The following is a 22,152-nucleotide window of genomic DNA, read 5'->3' on the forward strand; positions in this document are numbered from 1 at the left end:
ATGAAAAGCATTCATCGGATTTTGATCTCATTGAGCCATTTTTCAAGTTATTTTTTACTTAACTGATCGGCATTACTCCCGAAGGAGCCTTTTTTCATTTAAGCATTAAGCTCAAGAGTCTTCATTATAAAGCGCTATCGTCACCTAGTGAACCTAATAGGTCCGCTAAGTTAGCTTCAGCTTCGTCAGTATCAATCTTCGTCACTTCAGGCTCTTCAGCTTTGTTACGACGATTTTGATGATAAGCGAAACCAGTACCCGCTGGAATTAAGCGACCAACGATTACGTTTTCTTTCAGACCACGTAAATCATCAGACTTACCACTTACTGCGGCTTCCGTTAGTACACGTGTTGTTTCTTGGAACGATGCAGCTGAGATGAATGACTCAGTTGCAAGCGACGCTTTAGTGATACCCATTAGGTTACGCTCAAAACGTGCAGGCTCTTTACCCGCTTCTTCCAATTCACGGTTAGCAACTTTAACTTGAGAATACTCAAGCGTTTCGCCAACTAAGAAGTTACTGTCACCAGTGAAGGTAATAGTACACTTACGTAGCATTTGACGAATGATTGCTTCACAGTGCTTATCATTGATTTTTACACCCTGTAGACGATAAACGTCTTGAACTTCGTTCACGATATAGTTCGCTACGTCGGTAATACCGCGCAGGCGTAAAATATCATGTGGCGACTCAGGTCCATCGGCAATAACCTCACCTTTTTCAACCTTCTCACCCTCGAACGCGTTCAGGTTACGCCACTTAGGAATCATTTCCTCATAGTGATCGCTACCATCAGCTGGAGTAATTACTAAACGACGCTTGCCTTTAGTTTCCTTACCGAATGAAATTGTACCGCTGATTTCAGCAAGAATCGCAGGCTCTTTTGGCTTACGAGCTTCGAATAAATCGGCTACGCGAGGTAGACCACCCGTGATATCACGAGTTTTCGAGCTTTCTTGTGGAATACGCGCTAATGCATCACCAACATTTACCGTTGCACCATCTTCAAGGTTAACGATTGCGTTACCAGGTAAGAAGTAAATAGCAGGTACTTCAGTACCAGCGATTAAGACATCATTACCTTTATCATCAACTAACTTAACAGCAGGACGCATCTCTTTACCAGCAGCAGCACGTTGTGCAGCATCAATAACAACAACAGATGATAAACCAGTTAGTTCATCTGTCTTCTTATCCATGGTAATACCATCGATTAAGTCAACGAATTGAACCTTACCTTGTACCTCAGTAATGATTGGATGCGTATGCGGATCCCAGTTTGCTACGATTTCACCAGCAGCAACTTCAGCATCATCACCTTTCTCTAAGATAGTACCGTAAGGCACTTTATAACGCTCTTTCTCACGGCCCATTTCATCGATGATCGTTAACTCTGACGAACGAGAAACGATAACCAACTTGCCATCAACATTATCAACATGCTTAGAATTATGTAGCTTGATAGTACCTGCATTTTTAACTTGAACGTTATTTTCAGCAGAAGCTCGAGATGCTGCACCACCGATATGGAACGTACGCATCGTAAGCTGTGTACCCGGCTCACCGATTGATTGAGCAGCAACAACACCTACTGCCTCACCCATGTTAATCAAGTGACCACGTGCTAAATCACGACCGTAACAGTTGGCACAAACACCAAAGTCTGAGTCACAAGTGATAATAGAACGTACCTTAACTTGGTCAACGGAGTTAGCTTCAAGCATGTCAACTAACGCTTCATCAAGCATTACATTACGCTCAACTAATACTTCGTCTGTTGTACCAGGCTTGATAATATCTTCCGCAACTACACGACCTAATACACGCTCGCGTAGTGGTTCAACAACATCACCACCTTCGATTAATGGTGTCATCATTAGACCGTCTAATGTGCCACAATCTGTATCAGAGATAACTAAATCTTGTGCAACATCTACTAAACGACGAGTTAAGTAACCCGAGTTAGCCGTCTTAAGTGCCGTATCGGCCAAACCTTTACGAGCACCGTGAGTAGAGATAAAGTACTGAAGTACGTTTAGACCTTCACGGAAGTTTGCAATGATTGGCGTTTCGATGATTGAGCCATCCGGCTTAGCCATCAGACCACGCATACCCGCTAGCTGACGAATCTGTGCAGCACTACCACGAGCGCCCGAGTCGGCCATCATAAATACGCTGTTAAACGACGGTTGAGTCTCTTCTTCGCCATCACGGTTAATCACCGTTTCAGTCGATAAGTTGTCCATCATCGCTTTAGAAACTTTCTCGTTAGTACCAGCCCAGATATCGATCGCTTTATTATAGCGCTCACCTGCGGTTACAAGACCTTGAGAGAACTGCTCTTGAATCTCAGCAACTTCTGCTTGTGCAGCGTTGATTAGCGTTTCTTTCTCATCAGGGATTACCATGTCATCGATACCAACCGAACAACCAGAAATAGTTGCGTAGCTGAAACCGGTGTACATGAGTTGGTCAGCGAAGATAACAGTATCTTTTAAGCCAACTTCACGGTAACACGTGTTTAGTAACGTCGAGATTTGCTTTTTACCTAACGGCTTGTCTAGCAAGCTGTATGATAAGCCTTTTGGCATAATACGTGAGAATAACGCACGACCAACAGTCGTATCAGTTAGCTTAGTAGAAGCAACTAATTCACCGTTCTCGTCTTTTTGATATTCTGTAATACGTACTTTGATGCGTGCATGAAGTTCAGCAAAACCTGTACGGTAAGCTTTTTCTACTTCATCAATATCAGTGAACGCCATCGCTTCACCCTTACCATTAACACAATCACGTGTTAAGTAGTAAAGACCCAATACAACGTCCTGTGAAGGTACGATGATCGGCTCACCATTAGCTGGTGATAGGATGTTATTCGTTGACATCATTAACGCACGTGCTTCAAGCTGAGCTTCGATAGTTAACGGTACGTGTACCGCCATTTGGTCACCATCGAAATCGGCGTTATAAGCCGCACAAACCAATGGGTGAAGCTGAATCGCTTTACCTTCGATTAGTACTGGTTCAAACGCTTGGATACCTAGTCTATGAAGAGTAGGTGCACGGTTAAGCATTACTGGATGTTCGCGGATAACATCTTCTAAGATATCCCAAACTTCAGCAACTTCACGCTCTACCATTTTCTTCGCAGCTTTGATGGTAGTCGCCATGCCTAGTGATTCTAGTTTACCGTAGATAAATGGCTTGAATAATTCAAGTGCCATTTTCTTAGGTAGACCACACTGATGCAGGCGTAAAGTAGGGCCTACGGTGATTACCGAACGACCAGAGTAATCAACACGCTTACCAAGTAAGTTCTGACGGAAACGACCTTGCTTACCCTTGATCATATCAGCAAGAGATTTAAGCGGACGCTTGTTAGAACCTGTGATAGCACGACCACGACGACCGTTATCTAATAGTGCATCAACAGACTCTTGTAACATACGCTTTTCGTTACGTACGATAATGTCTGGAGCAGCTAAGTCTAGAAGACGTTTTAGACGGTTGTTACGGTTGATTACACGACGGTATAAATCGTTTAGATCAGATGTCGCAAAACGACCACCTTCTAGTGGTACTAATGGACGTAGATCTGGCGGAAGAACTGGTAATACAGTCATGATCATCCACTCAGGGTTGTTACCTGATTCGTGGAATGCTTCCATTAATTTAAGACGCTTAGTGATTTTCTTACGCTTTGTTTCAGAGTTAATTGACGGTAACTCTTCGCGCATTTCTTCGATTTCTCGAGCTAATTCTAATTGGCCTAAAAGCGCTAATACCGCTTCTGCACCCATCTTAGCTTCGAACTCATCACCGTGCTCTTCTAGTGCATCTAAATACTCTTCTTCTGTAAGAATTTGAGACGCTTCTAGATCTGTCATGCCCGGCTCTGTAACAACGAATGATTCGAAGTAAAGAACACGTTCAATGTCACGTAATGTTAGATCTAATAATAGACCGATACGAGACGGTAATGATTTTAAGAACCAAATGTGAGCAACAGGGCTTGCTAAGTCGATGTGGCCCATACGGTCACGACGAACTTTAGATTGAGTAACCTCAACGCCACATTTTTCACAGATAACACCACGGTGCTTCAGACGCTTGTATTTACCACACAAACATTCGTAATCTTTGATTGGACCAAAGATACGAGCACAGAATAAACCTTCGCGCTCAGGCTTAAAGGTACGATAGTTAATAGTCTCTGGCTTTTTAACTTCACCAAATGACCATGAACGAATCATATCAGGAGAAGCAAGACCGATTTTGATTGCATCAAATTCTTCGGTTTTGTTCTGCTGCTTTAGAAACTTCAGTAAGTCTTTCACTTTTATCTCCTAGAGGAGTTAAGGTGCACTTTTACCGTGCACCACAAATTCGAATCTCAATCTATAAAGCTAGATTGGGCTTACTCTTCATCAAGCTCGATGTTGATCGCTAGAGAGCGGATTTCTTTCAACAATACGTTGAACGATTCCGGCATACCAGGATTCATATCATGCTTACCATCAACGATGTTTTTATACATCTCGGTACGACCGTTAACGTCATCAGACTTAACAGTTAGCATTTCTTGAAGTGTATATGCAGCACCGTATGCTTCTAGTGCCCATACCTCCATCTCACCGAAACGCTGACCACCGAACTGAGCTTTACCACCTAGTGGTTGCTGAGTTACAAGTGAGTAAGAACCAGTAGAACGAGCATGCATTTTGTCATCAACTAAGTGATTTAGTTTCAGCATGTACATGTAACCAACAGTTACAGGACGCTCGAACTGATCACCAGTACGACCATCAAATAATGTTAGCTGACCAGACTCTGGTAACTTAGCAAGCTTCAACATTTCTTTGATTTCAGCTTCCGTTGCACCATCGAACGCCGGTGTTGCCATTGGCAGACCACCTTGTAAGTTCTTCGCTAGGCGAATCACTTCTTCGTCGCTAAATTCACTGAGATCTACTTTTTGATCACACTTACCAATGGCGTATGCGCGTTGGATGTAATCACGTAACTCTGCAATTTGACGTTGCTCTGCTAACATTTCAGTAATTTGGTCACCAACACCACGAGCCGCTAAGCCTAAGTGAGTTTCTAAGATCTGACCGATATTCATACGAGACGGTACACCCAGTGGGTTAAGTACGATATCTACCGTACGACCAGTCTCATCATGCGGCATATCTTCCACAGGACAAAGTTTAGAGATAACACCTTTGTTACCGTGACGACCAGCCATCTTATCACCCGGTTGGATGCGACGCTTAACAGCAAGGTAAACTTTAACAATCTTAAGTACGCCAGGCTGTAAGTCAGCACCTTGAGTGATCTTAAGACGCTTGTTCTCAAACTGCTTATCGAAATCAGCTTTAGTTTCAGCGTGTTGAGCAGCAATTTGCTCTAATGCAGTTTGGCTAGCTTCGTCATTTAACGTTTGCTCTAACCATTCACGACGTGGCATTGCACTTAACTGAGCTTGTGTTAAACCAGAAGCAAGTAGTAATTTCTCTGCACGTTCAAAAATACCATCTTCTAAGATAGTGAAAACGTCAGTTAAATCTTTCTTCGCTTCTTTAAGCTGCATTTGTTCAATTTCTAATGCACGCTTATCTTTTTCAACACCGTCACGGGTAAATACGTGAACATCGATGATCGTACCGCTTACACTGTTTGGTACACGCAGCGAGCTGTCTTTAACGTCCGATGCTTTTTCACCGAAGATAGCTCTTAATAGCTTCTCTTCAGGAGTAAGTTGTGTTTCACCTTTAGGTGTCACTTTACCTACTAAGATGTCGCCACCTTTAACTTCAGCACCGATGTAAACAACACCTGACTCATCAAGCTTGCTTAATGCTGCTTCACCAACATTTGGAATATCAGCAGTGATATCTTCACTACCTAACTTAGTATCACGAGCGATACAAGTTAATTCCTGAATGTGGATTGTGGTGAAACGATCTTGTTGAACTACACGCTCAGAAACAAGAATCGAATCCTCAAAGTTATAACCGTTCCAAGGCATGAACGCGATACGCATGTTTTGGCCTAGTGCCAAATCACCCATATCTGTTGATGGGCCATCGGCCATCACGTCGCCTTTAACAACCACTTCGCCAGACATTACTGTTGGACGTTGGTTAATACAGGTATTTTGGTTAGAACGCGTATATTTCGTTAAGTTGTAGATATCGATACCCGCTTCACCAGCGACTAACTCATCTTCGTTAACTTTAACTACAATGCGAGAAGCATCAGCGTAATCAACCACACCACCACGCTTAGCAACAATGGTAACACCAGAGTCAACTGCGATAGTTTTTTCCATACCAGTACCAACTAATGGCTTATCAGCTCTTAGAGTTGGTACGGCCTGACGTTGCATGTTCGCACCCATTAAGGCACGGTTAGCATCATCATGCTCTAGGAATGGGATAATCGATGCAGCCACAGAAATAATTTGCTGTGGTGATACATCCATATAGTCAATTTGATCACCGTGCATAAAGGTAGATTCACCCTTAGTACGACAAGCAACTAATTCTTCAGCTAAGCGGTTATCTTTATCGATAATCGCAGAAGCCTGTGCAACAACGAAGTTTGTTTCTTCGATAGCTGATAAGAAATCAACTTCATCAGTAACAACGCCATCAACTACTTTACGGTATGGTGTTTCTAAGAAACCGTAATCATTGGTTTTAGCGTAAGACGCTAATGAGTTGATTAGACCGATGTTTGGTCCCTCAGGCGTTTCGATTGGACATAAACGACCGTAGTGAGTCGGATGTACATCTCGAACCTCAAAGCCAGCACGTTCACGCGTTAAACCACCAGGGCCTAATGCAGAGATACGACGCTTATGAGTTACTTCAGATAATGGGTTATTTTGGTCCATGAACTGAGATAACTGGCTAGAGCCAAAGAATTCTTTAACAGCAGCAGAAATAGGCTTAGCGTTAATTAAATCTTGTGGCATAACTTCAGCTAAGTCACCAAGAGATAAACGCTCTTTTACAGCACGTTCTACACGTACTAAACCAACGCGGAATTGGTTTTCAGCCATTTCACCAACTGAACGAATACGACGGTTACCAAGGTGATCGATATCATCCACTTCGCCTTTACCGTTTCGGATATCAATCAGGGTTTTCATAACCGCGATAATATCTTCTTTCGATAACGTGCCCGTGCTTAAATCTTCATCGCTATTAACACGAGCGTTAAATTTCATACGACCTACTTTAGATAGATCATAACGCTCTTCATTGAAGAATAAGTTTTCGAATAAACCTTCAGCAGCATCTTTCGTTGGTGGCTCACCAGGACGCATCATACGGTAGATTTCAACTAACGCTTCTAAGCGATTCGTTGTTGAATCAACACGCAATGTGTCTGACATGAATGGGCCGTTGTCTAGGTCATTGAAGTAGATAGTATCGAACTGTTTGATACCCGCTTCTGACATAGCAGCTAAGCTTTCTAACGTAATCTCGTCATTAGCATTGATGATAACTTCACCTGTATCACTGTTAACGTGAGTACGGTTTACCACTTTACCAATAACGTATTCAGTAGGTACTTCTACTGTTGTTAGTTTTGATTTTGTCATTTGACGAACGTGACGCGCTGTAATACGACGACCCGTTTCAACAATCACTTCACCTTCTGCATCTTTAATATCAAATACAGCAGTGTCGCCACGTAAACGATCCGGGTAAAGATCCATGATGATCTTACCGCGCTTAATCGCAAAACCTGTAGTTTCAAAGAATAGATCTAAGATCTCTTCAGTTTCCATGCCCATGGCACGAAGAATAATAGACGCAGGTAGTTTACGACGACGATCGATACGTACGAATACAGCATCTTTAGGATCGAATTCGAAGTCTAACCATGAACCACGGTAAGGAATAACACGTGCATTATGCAGGATCTTACCTGATGAATGTGTTTTACCTTTATCATGATCGAAGAATACACCAGGAGAACGGTGTAATTGAGAAACGATAACACGCTCTGTACCATTGATTACAAAAGTCGCATTGTCAGTCATTAATGGGATTTCGCCCATGTAAACTTCTTGCTCTTTAATATCTTTGATAGTCCCTTTTGGTGCTTCACGATCAAATAATACTAAACGAAGTTTTACGCGTAATGGCGCACTATAAGTGATACCACGGATTTGACATTCTTTAACGTCAAATACTGGTGTACCTAGCTTATAGCTGACATATTGCAGTTCTGCATAGCCAGAAAAGCTCTTGATAGGGAAAATAGATCGGAATGCGGCTTCTAAACCAAGCTCACCTTCGTGATCCATGCTGATAAATCTGGCAAAAGAGTCCTTTTGGATATCCAAAAGCTGTGGGATTTCAACCACTTGAGGACGCTTACCAAAATCCTTACGGATACGTTTTTTTTCGTTACTAGAGTAAACCATTGGTTTCCTCGAATTAGCTGACGTTTGACAACTGTTATCTAGCTTTATGGTATTGATTTACCACCTAAATAACCGCGAAAATAATAACACTTTTGGTAAGAACCTACCCAGTAATCTCTGGTAGGGACTGGATACTAAATTTAACAATAGCTCTCAAATTGAGTCTGACATCATCAAATAAGTATGTTTACCAATTTCCTTAATAACCTGAACATTTTTCACGGTCTAAACGAATGATAGCCGCGTTATTTATTATCTATGTAGAACAACTATATATGATAATAAATGCCTTGCTCTAATCCGTTTATCCTCGTTACAAAATTGGTCAGTTAATTAATACAATTGGTAGTAAAACTCATGGCGTAAATAGTGTGAAATCTGCCATGTTTTTTAGCGCAAAAAGGCTGGTGATTATAAAATCACCAGCCTTGCGCCTAATTATGCAATATAACTAGGCGGCACTCAAATAAGGGTTAACCTTATTTAAGTTCAACTGTAAGACCTGCGTCTTCCAGAGTTTTCTTAAGCTCTTCAGCTTCTGCTTTCTCAACGCCTTCTTTGATGGCAACTGGAGCAGATTCAACCATAGCTTTAGCTTCTTTAAGGCCTAGACCTGTAGCGCCACGAACAGCTTTGATTGCAGCAACTTTAGCGTCACCGAAAGAAGCAAGAATTACGTCGAATTCTGATTGCTCTTCAGCAGCTTCAGCAGCACCACCAGCAACAGCAACAGCTGCAGCAGCAGAAACGCCGAATTTTTCTTCCATTGCTTCGATTAGTTCTACAACGTCCATTACTGACATTTCAGCAACAGCGTTTAGGATATCGTCTTTAGATACAGACATGGTATACATTCCTAATATTGTGAACACAATTCAAGATGAATTTGCGTTCTAAAAAATTGATTATAAAAACAGTGATAAAGTCTCGATATCGAGAGATTACGCTGCTTCTTCCTTCTGATCGCGAATTGCCGCAATAGTGCGAACAAGTTTGCCAGCAGAAGCTTCTTTCATTGCGCTCATTAGTCGTGCAATAGCTTCGTCTTTCGTTGGAAGCGTTGCAAGAACTTCTGGGTCACAAGAAGCGCCTTCAAATGCAGCAGCTAGTACTTCAAAGTTTTCTTCAGCTTTCGCGAAGTCTTTAAAGATACGAGCACCAGCACCCGGATGTTCACTTGAAAATGCAATCAGAGTTGGACCTTTGAAAGTATCAGATAGACACTCAAAATCAGTACCAACTAGAGCACGTTTAACTAGCGTATTACGTACAACTTGTACATGAACACCAGCTTCACGAGCTTGCTTACGCATAGCTGTCATTGCACCTAAAGTAACACCACGAGAGTCAGCAACTACTGCAGACAGAGCGCTTTTGGCGACCTCATTGACTTCAGCAACGATTGCTTTTTTGTCTTCAAGTCTTAATGCCATTGGCATAACTCCTGGTTCACTCCGAGATAACTCGGAACTTTAGTAAAACCCTAAATCAAAACAACTTAGAGTGTGAACACGGTAAAAAAACAAAACATAGGAATGTTTGGATTCACACCGTCTGCGTAGGACATACTTTTTACAAATACGATTAAGCGTTGTTTTTACGAAATCACTAGTAAACTAGGTGACTTCAGTCAATCGCAGCTCCTACGGTCTTGGACGAGAGCTTGACCTTAATAAATGAAATAATCATCTACTAATCTGTCAAACCTCAACCCATTAGGGCGCAAAATTATACAGCAGTTGACTAATAAAACAAGTGTCAAATTAACCAACGTTTGTGATCACGCCCTAAGATAATACTAAATAGTATTAGCTAGCTTTTGTCTCGATAGTTGCTTGGTCGATTTCAACACCAGCACCCATTGTAGTAGACAAAGTAACTTTCTTAAGGAAAGTACCTTTAGCACCAGATGGCTTAGCTTTGTTTAAAGCGATAAGCAGTGCTTCTAGGTTTTCTTTAATTTGAGTGTTATCAAAGCTAACGTTACCGATTGTAGAATGGATGATACCATTCTTGTCGTTACGGTAACGAACCTGACCAGCTTTAGCATTTTTAACTGCTGTAGCAACGTCTGGAGTTACAGTACCAACTTTCGGGTTAGGCATTAAACCACGTGGGCCTAAGATAGTACCTAACTGACCAACAACGCGCATTGCATCTGGAGATGCGATAACTACGTCAAAGTTCATTTCGCCGCCTTTAACAGCTGCAGCTAGGTCATCCATACCAACGATGTCTGCACCAGCTTCTTTAGCTTTCTCTGCATTTGCACCTTGAGTGAATACAGCAACGCGTACGTTACGACCAGTACCGTGTGGTAAAACAGTCGCGCCGCGAACGTTTTGGTCAGAACGACGTGGGTCAACACCTAGGTTAACCGCTACATCTACACTTTCAGTGAATTTAGCAGTTGCTAATTCTTTTAAAAGTGTAACTGCTTCGTTGATATCGTAAGCTTTTAGTGAATCAGTCTTTTCACGGATAAGCTTCATGCGCTTAGTTAATTTAGCCATTATTCTTATCCTTCTACGTTCAGACCCATTGCACGAGCAGAGCCGGCAATAGAGTTAACATTCGCTTCTAAATCAGCACCAGTTAAATCAGCTGCTTTAGTAGCAACGATTTCTTCTAACTGTGCACGAGTTACAGTACCAACCTTTTCAGTGTTTGGACGGCCTGAACCACTCTTGATACCAGCAGCTTTCTTAAGAAGGTAAGCAGCAGGTGGAGTCTTAGTTTCGAACGTGAAAGAACGATCGTTGTAAACTGTGATAACTACAGGTACTGGAGCACCTTTATCAAGTGAATCTGTTGCTGCGTTGAACGCTTTACAGAATTCCATGATGTTAACACCGTGTTGACCTAATGCAGGACCTACCGGTGGTGACGGGTTAGCTGCACCAGCAGCAACCTGTAGCTTAATATAAGCTTGGACTTTCTTAGCCATTTTTCTATTTCCTAGTGTGGGTATAACGCCTATTAATACGTCTAATTTAGACCTACCTTCAGCTTCCCGTTAATTAAGGGCGGCGAATTATAGCGATAATTCGCCGCCCTGCCAAGTAAACTGCTAGTTATTTAACCAACTAAGTTAAATACACCAGCAATTCACCTTAAATTACAATATCTCTTAGATAAAAATAATTAATTTATCTCAAAGCTGTTTGGTGCAAACTCTAGGAGAACGCGCGCAGCTTACGCATGTAAGTACTTCAGGCTTCCTGCCTTACGCTCTCCGAGCCGACTGTGTCGTTCAAATCTATTCCCGATAAATTTGTGAGCACGTTCGACACAGAGGTTGTGCCTAACAGCGACGAGGTAATTAATTATTGGTCGTCTTTTTCGATTTGGCCAAACTCTAGTTCTACTGGAGTTGAACGACCAAAGATAAGAACAGACACTTTTACGCGACTTTTCTCGTAATCCACTTCTTCAACTGTTGCATTGAAGTCAGCAAATGGACCATCGTTAACACGAACAATCTCGCCCACTTCAAATAGTGTGCGCGGTTTAGGAGAGTCAACAGAGTCTTGTAAGCGTTGTAGGATACGCTCAGCTTCAGCTGAAGATATCGGCGCAGGGCGGTCACTTGTTCCGCCAATGAAGCCCATTACGCGAGGAACGTTCTTCACTAAATGCCAGCTATCTTCATTCATCACCATTTTAACTAACACGTAGCCTGGGAAGAATTTACGAGTACTTTTACTCTTTTTACCTGCACGCATTTCGACAACTTCTTCAGTTGGAACAAGAATCTCTTCGAAAAGATCTTCCATCTCGTGAATAGCAACATGCTCGATAAGTGTTTTCTGTACACGTTGTTCGTAACCTGAAAAGGCTTGTACAACGTACCATCTAAATTTTGGTTGTTCTTCTGACATAATATTAAACCTGGATGCCTGTAATAAAGCCAACGACTCTGACTAAAATGCCGTCTAGTCCCCATAGGACTAATGCCATCACACCTGTTGCTGCTAATACGATTAATGTTGTATTAATAGCTTCTTTACGTGTTGGCCAAACGACTTTACGAATTTCAAGACGAGATTCCTTCGCGAATGCAATTGCATCACGACCTTTCTCTGTTTGCGAAGCAACAGCCATTGCAACACCTACTGCAGCTAACACGCCAATCGCACGTATTAACACAGAAACTTCTTCACCGTAGATATAGTTACCTACAACAGCACCAGCTAATAATCCGATGACGACAATCCATTTAGCTAGATCCATCGACCCGCCCTGGCTTTCAGTATTTGTTGCGTTCATTTTACCACTGTCCCAATAGTTGTATCGCTACCCAAAGGCTTACTGCCCAAGGGGATTCACAGTTCATTACATCGCTATTTAGAACACATAGTATCTCTAAATAGCGACCATAAATTAAGCCCTGTCGAAACAGGGCTTAAAAAAATTAGCGCGTTATTGTAATTTGAACCACAAGATATAGCAAGGTATTAAGCGGTGACAACACTTAAAAAATGTGAGTGAGAAGCCATAATTAGATTGTTTTATCATCCATTGGTGTAATACAATCGATGGCGTTGTGGCTAATACTTTAGACTAAAATTAAGATTAGGGTAACACCTAACATTGGAATATTTTTGATTAAACGACGTGCATCATTCGAAAAGTTTTTGCAATCTCCGTTTGCAATGATACTGCCTATTTCAATATGGGCTGTACTGACTTTTTCATCATTCTATTGGAATCATCAAATAATCCAAAGCTCTAGCCATCAAGCATTCACAATGCGTGGTGAAATGAGTAAGAATCTTTCAGATATTATCATGACTTGGGCTAGCAGCCATGAAGCTATCTATGTCCCTCTCACTGAAAAAACACCATCAAGTCCCTATTTTGATATTAAAAATAAAGATATTAAAACAAGTGATGGAGTAGCGCTGACTCAATTATCTGCCGGGCAAATTCTCTCTCAGCTAAGTTTGCTACTCGATAAAGACTCGGTTGAATTTCAATTAATTTCAACTCAACCACTAAACCCCGCTAACCAAGCCAGTACTTGGCAAATAAAAGTGTTACAGTCGCTGTTAGATGATTCACAACGTCATATAGAAGAACGAAACGGGCAGTTTTATTATATTGCCCCCCTGTTCGCTGAACAAAGCTGCTTAGATTGTCATAAGGACAACCAAACTGCAGACTTACTCGGCGCCGTGAGTTTTAATTACCCCATTGAGCGCCTCGAACAGCGACTCGATCCTCTTCACAATCAAAACACTTTTATCCATAGCGCGATTTTTATCATCCTGAGTTTGATTAGCGCACTAGCAATCTATCACGTAAGATCATTAGTTAATCGGATATCCGCACAAAAAGCACAGCGTGAAGAGACGATACGTTTAAAAACAAAAAACCTGCATCAAGAAATTGAACAACATAAAGTTGCTCGCGCTGAATTGCAACGCCTCGCGACTCACGATCCACTCACGGGGATCAGAAACAGACGCCATTTTATTGATTCATTGCACAACGAAATTAAGCGATATCAACGCTATAAAAGTAACTTCTCCCTATTAATGCTCGATTTAGATCACTTTAAAAAAGTAAACGATACCTATGGCCATGATTGCGGAGATTATGTACTGCAATGTTTTGCTAAAGAAATTCAAGAAAATTTACGACAAAGCGATGTGTTTGTCCGTTATGGCGGAGAAGAGTTTGCAATTATAGCGACTAATACTCAATTAGACGCTGCTGAACGCTTTGCTCAAAAATTAACTAAAACAGTAGAAGCATTAACAATTATTTATCACCAGCAAACTGTTAACATCACCGTAAGCATCGGTGTGGCCGCACCATCACTTTTAAAAACGTCAAGCCCAGAATCCTTAATATCGCTTGCCGATAGTGCGCTATATCAAGCAAAAGCATTAGGGCGTAATCGTGCTATTTGTGCGACGCCGGATTACGATACTTAACCTGTGTAAAACATATCTAGCGACATGGAGCGCCCCCTTTGAATCAACCTACCATTTTAGTCGTCGATGACCGACCCGATATTCGTATGAGCGTTAGTTTTATCCTTGAAGATAATAATTATGCTTTTGTTGAAGCCCAATCCCCAGTCCAAGCACAACAAATCATCAAAGAACAGCAAGTAGATCTCATTTTATTAGATATGAATTATTCTCTTGATACGACTTCCGGTGATGAGGGATTAGACCTATTGCGTTGGCTTGCTAAACATGAACCCAATTTACCCGCTGTTGCGATGACTGCATGGTCAAATGTTGAATTAGCAGTCAAGTCAATGCAAATTGGTGCTAGCGACTTTATCGAAAAGCCCTGGAAAAATCAGCGTCTCTTACAGATCATTGCACAGCAGCTTGCGTTAGCTGGATTAAAAAATCAAAATCAACAATTAAAACAGCGCTTGGAGCCAAAGAAAGAGGCCAGCTATCAATGGCAATCTCCATGTATGGTTCAACTGATTAGCCAATTAGAAAGTGTCGCTAGTGCCGATGTTTCTATATTACTCACCGGAGATAATGGCACAGGAAAAAGCCAAATGGCTAAACATATCCATCAACTATCTCATCGTTGTAACGCCCCTTTCATTAGTGTCAATATGGGAGCTATTTCAGAATCACTATTTGAAAGTGAAATGTTTGGCCATACCAAGGGCGCTTTTACCGACGCAAAAAGTAGCCGCATCGGTCGATTTGAGCTGGCTCAGGCAGGTACTTTATTTCTTGATGAGATTGCGAATATACCAATGTCTCAGCAGGCAAAGTTATTGCGAGTTGTTGAGTCTGGTGAGTTTGAGGTATTGGGGTCAAGTAAAACACAATCGTCTAACTGCCGCTTCATCAGTGCATCAAATGGTGAGTTCGAGAAATTAATTAGTGAAGAGAAGTTTCGAGAAGATCTGTTTTATCGTTTAAACACTTTGGAATTTCGTATGCCGTCATTAAACGAGCGAACCGATGATATTATACCTCTTGCTCAATTTTTCATAAGCCAGTACGCTCAAAAATATAATAGACCAACAGTTGCATTAGATAATAGTGCAAAAACGGCTTTATTATCTTACCCTTGGCCCGGTAATATTCGTGAACTGAGCCACGTTATCGAAAGAGCGATTTTACTACATTCAAATAGTACTAATACCCTAAATGCAGATAATCTACCGCTTACGCCACAAAAGCAAAGCCAATCTCTGCCTTTTATGACATTAGAACAAGCAGAGGTCCGCCTGATCGAACAAGCCTTAGCGACGACAGAGCAAAACATACCCAAAGCAGCTCAACTCCTCGGACTAACAAAGTCTTCTCTATATAGACGAATAGAAAAATATGAGCAATTACAAAAATAACTCGCTTGAATGGTACTTAGTCATGCGTTTTTTATTAATCGCGGCTGTGATTCTTGGTTTAAGCTGGTTGTTACTATTACAATTTTCGTGGTCAAGCTGGGATAGCGCCATTATCTTAGGCGTCATTGCTAGTGTGCAACTTTGGTTAATGAGCCACTGGTTTAAAAAAATCATATCCGCCTTTGATCGCGGTTTACTCCACTTAGAGTCAGTGCAAGCCGAGGACTATAACCAATTCGCTAAATCAGACTTCGCCCATGGTCAAGTGGCTAAATTCCATGCCCAATTAAAGCAATTAAGCTTATATTTAGCCAACCAAAAGTCTCGGTATGATCAGCATGTTTTTTTGGTTTATCAATTAATCGATCAATTAGACACTCCTATTCTAGTGTTTAATAAAAATAATAAACTAAGCTATGCCAACGGTGCGTTTTCACAGCTCTATGCTCAACCGTGGCAAATGTATCGTAATGCTTCACCTAAACTATTGGGCTTAGTCCAACATGAAAACAGGTGGTCTTTAGCCGAAAAAGAGCAACAGTGGCAAGTAAGTCAGAGTCAATTTATCGATGACGGAGAAACACACCAGCTATTAGTGTTTACCAATATTGAAACGGCATTGCGCGATAGTCAGCAAGCCGCATGGCATCAAATTATCCGTGTCATGAGCCATGAAATACGCAACTCCTTAACCCCCGTGTCATCACTCGCCGAAGGCTTAGCTACCCGTGCAGAAAAACCCCGAGATAAACAGGCCCTCGATTTAATTTCTGAACGTTGCCACCACCTACAAGACTTCGTCAGCCGTTATTCTTCGCTATCACAACAATTCAATTTAAATCCAAGCCATGTAGAGATTCAATCTCTCAAACAACGTTTAACTGGTTTATTTAACCAGCACACTCTAATTATTGAAAGCTCAAATATTCAGTGGCTGTGGGCCGATCAAACTTTCATCGAGCAAGTCCTCATTAATTTAATCAAAAACGCCATTGAAGCGTCAGCCACCACAATCACGCTGCACTTCTCACAGCACCAAAGTAAAGCTCATATTACTTTAACTGACAATGGCCACGGCTTTGCCAATTTAGATAATTTGTTTGTACCGCTCTTTACAACTAAACCCGAAGGTCAAGGAATTGGGTTAAGTTTTTGTCGTAATATTATCACCCAACATAATGGACAAATTGAGTTAACAAATAATTCAGACCATGGGGTTACTGTTGCAATAACACTCCCCATTAAAACTTAATTTTCACAATTCTCAGCCGCCTCCTCTGCATTATCACCAGTTCACTTTTGAAATTTGGTAGTTCGATATCGGACTACCAAACCTTAACCACACCACAAAATAAACATAAACCTATGATATTAAACAAAAACAAAAACTGGCACATTATTCGCTTACCTAGTTATTGTTATCAACAAATAGAATTGTTTATTATGGATGTAGTTAAAAAAAAGCAGCACAGTAAATTACCACTATCAAAGAATGCGTTAACTATCTTTGGTGGTTTGTTATTACTAATCACCTTAGCCGTTTGGGCAAATCAATCTACTAGCTCTGTTAGCGTTGCTCGCGGCAGCATCATCATCGATAAAGTAAAACACGGTGATCTCGCTGTAGTCATCGAAGGCTATGGCGCTTTGAAATCAGACAAACAGCAACTCATCACAACATTTTCACGAGCTACAGTTAAAGAAATCGTGCTCAAGCCAGGTGCAACAGTCAAAGCAGACAGCGTTATCGTTGAGCTCGATAATCCAGAACTACAACAGCAACTCGACAGTGCTAAACGAGACCTAGCACAAGCGAGTGCTAATTTACGTCAATTAAAGTTGAATAATCAGCGTGAAAAGCTCAATGAATCTGCAATGCTCGCACAAATAACAGCGGACTATGAGACGGCGTCTTTAAAAAAGCAGGCTGAGCAGAAATTAGCCGAACAAGGCATTGTGTCAAAACTAAATTATCAGCAAACAGTGCTAAATGAGCAGCAGTTAAAAAAGCGCATCAACATATTAAAACAACGCTTACATCAATTGAATTTAGTCCATGAGGAGTCTGTAAATATTGCCCAAGAGCGTGTTTTACAGCAGCAAGGGTTACTTGATATCTCACAGGCTCGTCTCGACAAACTAACAGTACGTGCCGGATTTGACGGTGTTTTACAGCGCTTGTCAGTGGAGTTAGGACAAAGCTTAACACCCGGACAGGAAATCGCATTAATTGGTAGTGTCACTGACTTAATCGCTTTAATTCGTGTTCCACAAAGTCAAGCCCAACAAATCATGGTCGGCCAAAAGGCAATCGTAGATACGCGTCGCGATAAAATTGATGGTGTTATTTCACGTATTGATCCTATCGTTGCAGACAATACTGTTGAAGTTGAAATAGCCCTTCCAAAGAATTTACCTGCAAGCGCGCGCCCAATGCTTAGTGTTGATGGCACCATCACCGCTGATACGTTAAAAGGGGTTAGCTATATTCAGCGCCCTGCCAACGTAAAAGCCAACACCCAGGTGTCGCTATATCGCATTAATGGTCAGACTGATAACGCTGAGTTAGTTCCTGTTTCATTAGGTCGTCAGGCCGGTCGTTACATTGAGATCACATCGAAAGTCACTAAAGATGATCAGTTTATTATTTCTGACTTATCGAATTTAAAAACAACATCACAAACTTTAGACATTAAGTCTTAATTAAACCTTATTTAAATCACTAATTACAAAGAAGACAGATTATGAGCAATATAAAAATACAAATGAAAAACATCGCTAAGGTCTTTGAAACTGATGAGTTGGAAACTCATGCACTAAAAAGCATCGACTTAATTATTCGAGAGGGCGACTACGTTTCAATTTCAGGTCCTTCAGGCTGTGGCAAATCAACATTACTATCCATCTTAGGCTTATTAGATATGCCTAGTGGCGGCGAGTATTTTATTGAAGAACATAATGTGACAGACCTTAGTTTGGATCAAGCTGCTGAAATGCGCAGTAGTAAAATCGGCTTTATCTTCCAATCATTTAATCTGATCGATGAGCTATCGGTATTTGATAACGTTGCGCTACCATTGCGCTACGGTAAAGCTAAAATGACTGATGAGCAAATTAAACAACGCGTCTTAGAATGTCTAGAGCTTGTTGATATGACCCATAGAACGAGCCATAAACCAAACCAACTGTCAGGTGGACAACAGCAACGAATTGCCATTGCAAGAGCGCTTGTGGCTAAACCTGCAATTTTACTCGTTGATGAGCCAACAGGAAACTTAGACTCAAAGAGCGGCGATCAAGTCATGGATGTATTAGAAAAACTCAATCAAGCCGGCACAACAATATGTATGGTAACTCATGATCCTCGTTATGCTGATATGGCAACAACTCAGCTTAAACTACTCGATGGTTCGATTCTAACCACCCCAACACTTGCCAGCGTTGAGCAGGAGGCTGTATGAGTCAATTTCTATACCAACAAAAGCAGGCTTGGGCAGGGCTAAAGAAAAAGCCAGGCTTTGTCAGTGCGATCTTAATGACCATGGGGACAACTCTAGGTGCACTCCTGTGTATTTTAACCCTTGCCTATGTCTTAATTGCAAAGCCACTGCCTTACCCCGAACAGGATAGCTTATTTAAAGTTGATACTATTATTACCAATGATAAAGACGAAGAGATGGGACGTGCTTATACATACCCAAATCTGATTCACCTTTATGAAAACCAAACAATGTTTAGCGAAACAGCTTTGCTGTTTGTCTCTGAAGATGTATTAATAAACTCGCTATCGCAACCAACTTTGCAAATGTCATTTGTGACACCAGAGTACTTCAGCTTACTCGGCGCAAAAATGGCGCTAGGTCGTTCATTTGAAGCAACGGAAGCTAAAGACACTAACAACCCTGTAGCCATTATTAGTCAACAAACATGGCAAACTGAGTATGCTAAAGACCCGCAAATCATCGGTAAAAAAATGGACTTTAGCGGGACTAGTTTTACCATTGTTGGCGTTTTATCAGACTCATTTATTGAGCCGGAACTGTATGAAACAGGCACACAAGCACATGTATTCTTGCCATGGGATTATAACCACGCCCACCCGCGTGCACGTCAAGCTTGGGGCAACATTAATGACTCTCAGCTTTTTTTAGCCAAAAAAACCTCTGCCATGACCATCGAACAGGTTAATCAGACACTAACCACCTTAGTTAATGATAAATGGCGGGAAAACGTTGCTTCGGTTGAGTTTTTCAAAGGTTGGAATATGGAGATAGACAGTCGTTCATTTAAACACGTAATCTTGGGTGACAGTGAGCAGACAGTTTTTCTATTGCTTGCCGGCGTTATCGGTTTGGTACTTATCGCTTGTGCTAACATTGCCAACCTATTCATTTCTCGTACAGCTGAACAGCAACGTCAATTAGCTATTCGTGCAGCCGTAGGCGCAAGAAAAAGTGATTTATTTAAAACAATTTTTGCTGAAACCAATTTGCTTATGATGCTCTCAGTAGCGATCGCATTAGTGCTATCTTCTGTCGGCTTCTTCGTCATGAAAGCGTTTTTGGCAGCACAGTTACCACGAGTCAACGAACTAGCCATCAACTGGTTTACGTTAAGCTCTGCCGTACTCATCGCATTATTATTAGCTTTATTCTTTGCTCGTTTAAGTACACGTATGATTAACTATAAAGCGTTAAATTCGACGTTACAATCAAGCGGTAAAGGGACAGGAATTCAAGTATCGAAAAGCATTAGAAAACTATTGATTATTAGTCAAGTAGCTATAGTGACCTCACTGGTGTTCATCAATATTAGCCTATTTCAAGATGCCAAGAAGTCTATTCAGCAACCACTGGGCTTTACGACTGAAAATTTAGCAACGCTGAGCTTATCTATTTCTTCTTCGACGATGCCACCACGTGAAGAGCTAATGCCAATAATCACGGAATTGAAGAACAAGTTGTTAGAGCTTCCACAAGTCAAAGCAATTAGTCAATCTAGTGCACCGTTGAATGGCTTTAACTTAAATGCTCAAACTGCGCTTAACACAAACATTCATTATGTCGCACATACTAAGCATATTGATAATAACTATTTTGACATGGTAGGTCAGACAGTACTTGAAGGTGACAATTTTAGTGCAGCAGATATCAAAGATCATAATCGCGTGATATTAGTCAATGATGTCTATGCTAAACAGTTAGCTCCAGAAGGCAGTGCCATTGGTCAAAAGATTGAATTTGGTGGAGACTCTACTAGTACCATTATCGGTGTCGTTCAGGGAACGCTTCTACCGGGGCGTACTGAGATCCCAATTCAGGCCTATCGTCCAGGCACTTTAGCAGGTACAACCTTGACACTACAGTTAGAGCCGGGGCAAGAGATCACGCGAGAACAAGCAGTAAAAGTACTGAAAGAAGTGACTAACCAGTTTACCGTATTTAATTTGGTTGCTTTAGATCGCCTGAAAGCGGAAATGCTATTCACTCAATATACCACTGCGATTACGAGCGCTGTACTAGCCATATTAACCATCATCTTATCGACTATCGGCTTATACGGTATTCTAAGCTATAGCACGCAAATGCGTAGTTTTGAGATCGGTACTCGCATGGCAATAGGGGCGAAGAGAAAAGATCTCATTAAATTAATTATTCGAGAAAACTCAACACCTGTTGCCGTCGGTGTATTCGTTAGTATCTTAGCTATCTTAGCTCTCTACATTGGCTTTGATGAAGAACTGGTCGTTTACGCTTCCTTCCAGTTAGTACCCGTTTTTTTAGTTACCGTGGTATTAATTAGTTTGATTGCACTCTTCGCTTGTTACTGGCCACTAAGGCAGTTCATCAACCGTCCTGCAATCCATTCATTACGTGGTAGTGAATAATAAAAAGTAAAAAAGGGAAACTAAAACTGTTAGTTTCCCTTTTTATATCACCGTCTATCTTAGTTTAAATAAGAACAAATATAATCACAGGCCTCATCAATTTTCAGGCTAAATTGCGAATTCGCCGGAACATTATAAGACTGCCCAGCTTTAAATACTTGCCAAGACTGACCCGGTAACAACACTTGCATTTCACCTTGAGTCACTTCCATTACCTCCGCTGCTTCAGTATTAAACGTGTATTCACCAGCAAGCATTACACCCAACGTTTTTTCGCTGCCATCACTGAGGATTATTTTGTGTGAGACCACTTTGCCATCGAAATAAATATTCGACTGGGTGATTGCAGTGACAGATTCAAACTGGGTTGTTACTTCAGACATAAAACACCTTTATTTTATACGTAAAATGAAAGTAATCTAGCATGCAGTTTAGCTGACAGCACATTATCAATAGGGCTAATATCTGCTTCTGCTAT

15 protein-coding genes are annotated in these 22,152 nt (G+C 41.3%); 6 read left to right on the forward strand and 9 right to left on the reverse strand.

The features are described from left to right. Nucleotides 1–124: 124 nt before the first annotated feature. From rpoC to secE, 8 genes are all read right to left on the reverse strand, one after another. Nucleotides 125–4,339, reverse strand: a complete 4,215-nt coding sequence (gene rpoC, locus Q8W26_RS16445) for a DNA-directed RNA polymerase subunit beta' (protein WP_101215763.1) — start codon at nucleotides 4,337–4,339, stop codon at nucleotides 125–127. An 80-nt stretch (nucleotides 4,340–4,419) separates the two neighbouring features. Further along, on the reverse strand, nucleotides 4,420–8,448 hold the full coding sequence (gene rpoB / locus Q8W26_RS16450; protein WP_101215764.1) for a DNA-directed RNA polymerase subunit beta: 4,029 nt from the start codon (nucleotides 8,446–8,448) through the stop codon (nucleotides 4,420–4,422). Between the two features lie 479 nt (nucleotides 8,449–8,927). Then, nucleotides 8,928–9,293, reverse strand: coding sequence for a 50S ribosomal protein L7/L12 (gene rplL / locus Q8W26_RS16455; RefSeq protein WP_101215765.1), 366 nt, complete (start codon nucleotides 9,291–9,293; stop codon nucleotides 8,928–8,930). A gap of 96 nt (nucleotides 9,294–9,389) precedes the next feature. Further along, entirely contained in the window at nucleotides 9,390–9,881 is a 492-nt protein-coding gene (gene rplJ, locus Q8W26_RS16460) for a 50S ribosomal protein L10 (RefSeq protein ID WP_101215766.1), read from the reverse strand. Nucleotides 9,882–10,256: 375 nt separating this feature from the next. After that, nucleotides 10,257–10,961, reverse strand: coding sequence for a 50S ribosomal protein L1 (gene rplA / locus Q8W26_RS16465; RefSeq protein ID WP_101215767.1), 705 nt, complete (start codon nucleotides 10,959–10,961; stop codon nucleotides 10,257–10,259). Nucleotides 10,962–10,966: 5 nt separating this feature from the next. Further along, nucleotides 10,967–11,395, reverse strand: coding sequence for a 50S ribosomal protein L11 (rplK, locus tag Q8W26_RS16470; protein WP_101215768.1), 429 nt, complete (start codon nucleotides 11,393–11,395; stop codon nucleotides 10,967–10,969). 379 nt (nucleotides 11,396–11,774) lie between these two features. Continuing rightward, nucleotides 11,775–12,329, reverse strand: a complete 555-nt coding sequence (nusG, locus tag Q8W26_RS16475; RefSeq protein ID WP_305473780.1) for a transcription termination/antitermination protein NusG — start codon at nucleotides 12,327–12,329, stop codon at nucleotides 11,775–11,777. Nucleotides 12,330–12,333: 4 nt separating this feature from the next. Then, the gene (secE, locus tag Q8W26_RS16480) at nucleotides 12,334–12,717 is read right to left on the reverse strand and encodes a preprotein translocase subunit SecE (protein WP_101215769.1); all 384 of its coding nucleotides are present in this window, start codon (nucleotides 12,715–12,717) and stop codon (nucleotides 12,334–12,336) included. Nucleotides 12,718–13,052: 335 nt separating this feature from the next. On the opposite strand from secE, the gene Q8W26_RS16485 reads away from it, so the two are divergent. From Q8W26_RS16485 to Q8W26_RS16510, 6 genes are all read left to right on the forward strand, one after another. Continuing rightward, a complete protein-coding gene (locus Q8W26_RS16485; protein ID WP_101215770.1) occupies nucleotides 13,053–14,390 on the forward strand; it encodes a diguanylate cyclase in 1,338 nt (445 codons plus the stop codon). A 38-nt stretch (nucleotides 14,391–14,428) separates the two neighbouring features. Then, nucleotides 14,429–15,787: a sigma-54 dependent transcriptional regulator gene (locus Q8W26_RS16490; RefSeq protein ID WP_305473781.1), complete on the forward strand. Its 1,359-nt coding sequence runs from the start codon at nucleotides 14,429–14,431 to the stop codon at nucleotides 15,785–15,787. Next, the gene (locus tag Q8W26_RS16495) at nucleotides 15,768–17,039 is read left to right on the forward strand and encodes a PAS domain-containing sensor histidine kinase (protein ID WP_101215771.1); all 1,272 of its coding nucleotides are present in this window, start codon (nucleotides 15,768–15,770) and stop codon (nucleotides 17,037–17,039) included. The genes Q8W26_RS16490 and Q8W26_RS16495 overlap by 20 nt, the downstream gene beginning before the upstream one ends. 191 nt (nucleotides 17,040–17,230) lie before the next feature. Continuing rightward, on the forward strand, nucleotides 17,231–18,490 hold the full coding sequence (locus Q8W26_RS16500) for an efflux RND transporter periplasmic adaptor subunit (protein WP_101215772.1): 1,260 nt from the start codon (nucleotides 17,231–17,233) through the stop codon (nucleotides 18,488–18,490). A gap of 41 nt (nucleotides 18,491–18,531) precedes the next feature. Then, nucleotides 18,532–19,248: an ABC transporter ATP-binding protein gene (locus Q8W26_RS16505; RefSeq protein WP_101215773.1), complete on the forward strand. Its 717-nt coding sequence runs from the start codon at nucleotides 18,532–18,534 to the stop codon at nucleotides 19,246–19,248. Beyond that, on the forward strand, nucleotides 19,245–21,674 hold the full coding sequence (locus Q8W26_RS16510; RefSeq protein WP_101215774.1) for an ABC transporter permease: 2,430 nt from the start codon (nucleotides 19,245–19,247) through the stop codon (nucleotides 21,672–21,674). Before Q8W26_RS16505 ends, Q8W26_RS16510 begins: the two co-directional genes overlap by 4 nt. Nucleotides 21,675–21,733: 59 nt before the next feature. Here Q8W26_RS16510 and Q8W26_RS16515 read toward each other — a convergent pair whose 3' ends face one another. Beyond that, nucleotides 21,734–22,057: a pyrimidine/purine nucleoside phosphorylase gene (locus Q8W26_RS16515; protein WP_101215775.1), complete on the reverse strand. Its 324-nt coding sequence runs from the start codon at nucleotides 22,055–22,057 to the stop codon at nucleotides 21,734–21,736. Nucleotides 22,058–22,152 lie beyond the last annotated feature (95 nt).

Source organism: Psychrobium sp. 1_MG-2023 (assembly GCF_030689115.1).
Classification (GTDB): Bacteria; Pseudomonadota; Gammaproteobacteria; order Enterobacterales; family Psychrobiaceae; genus Psychrobium.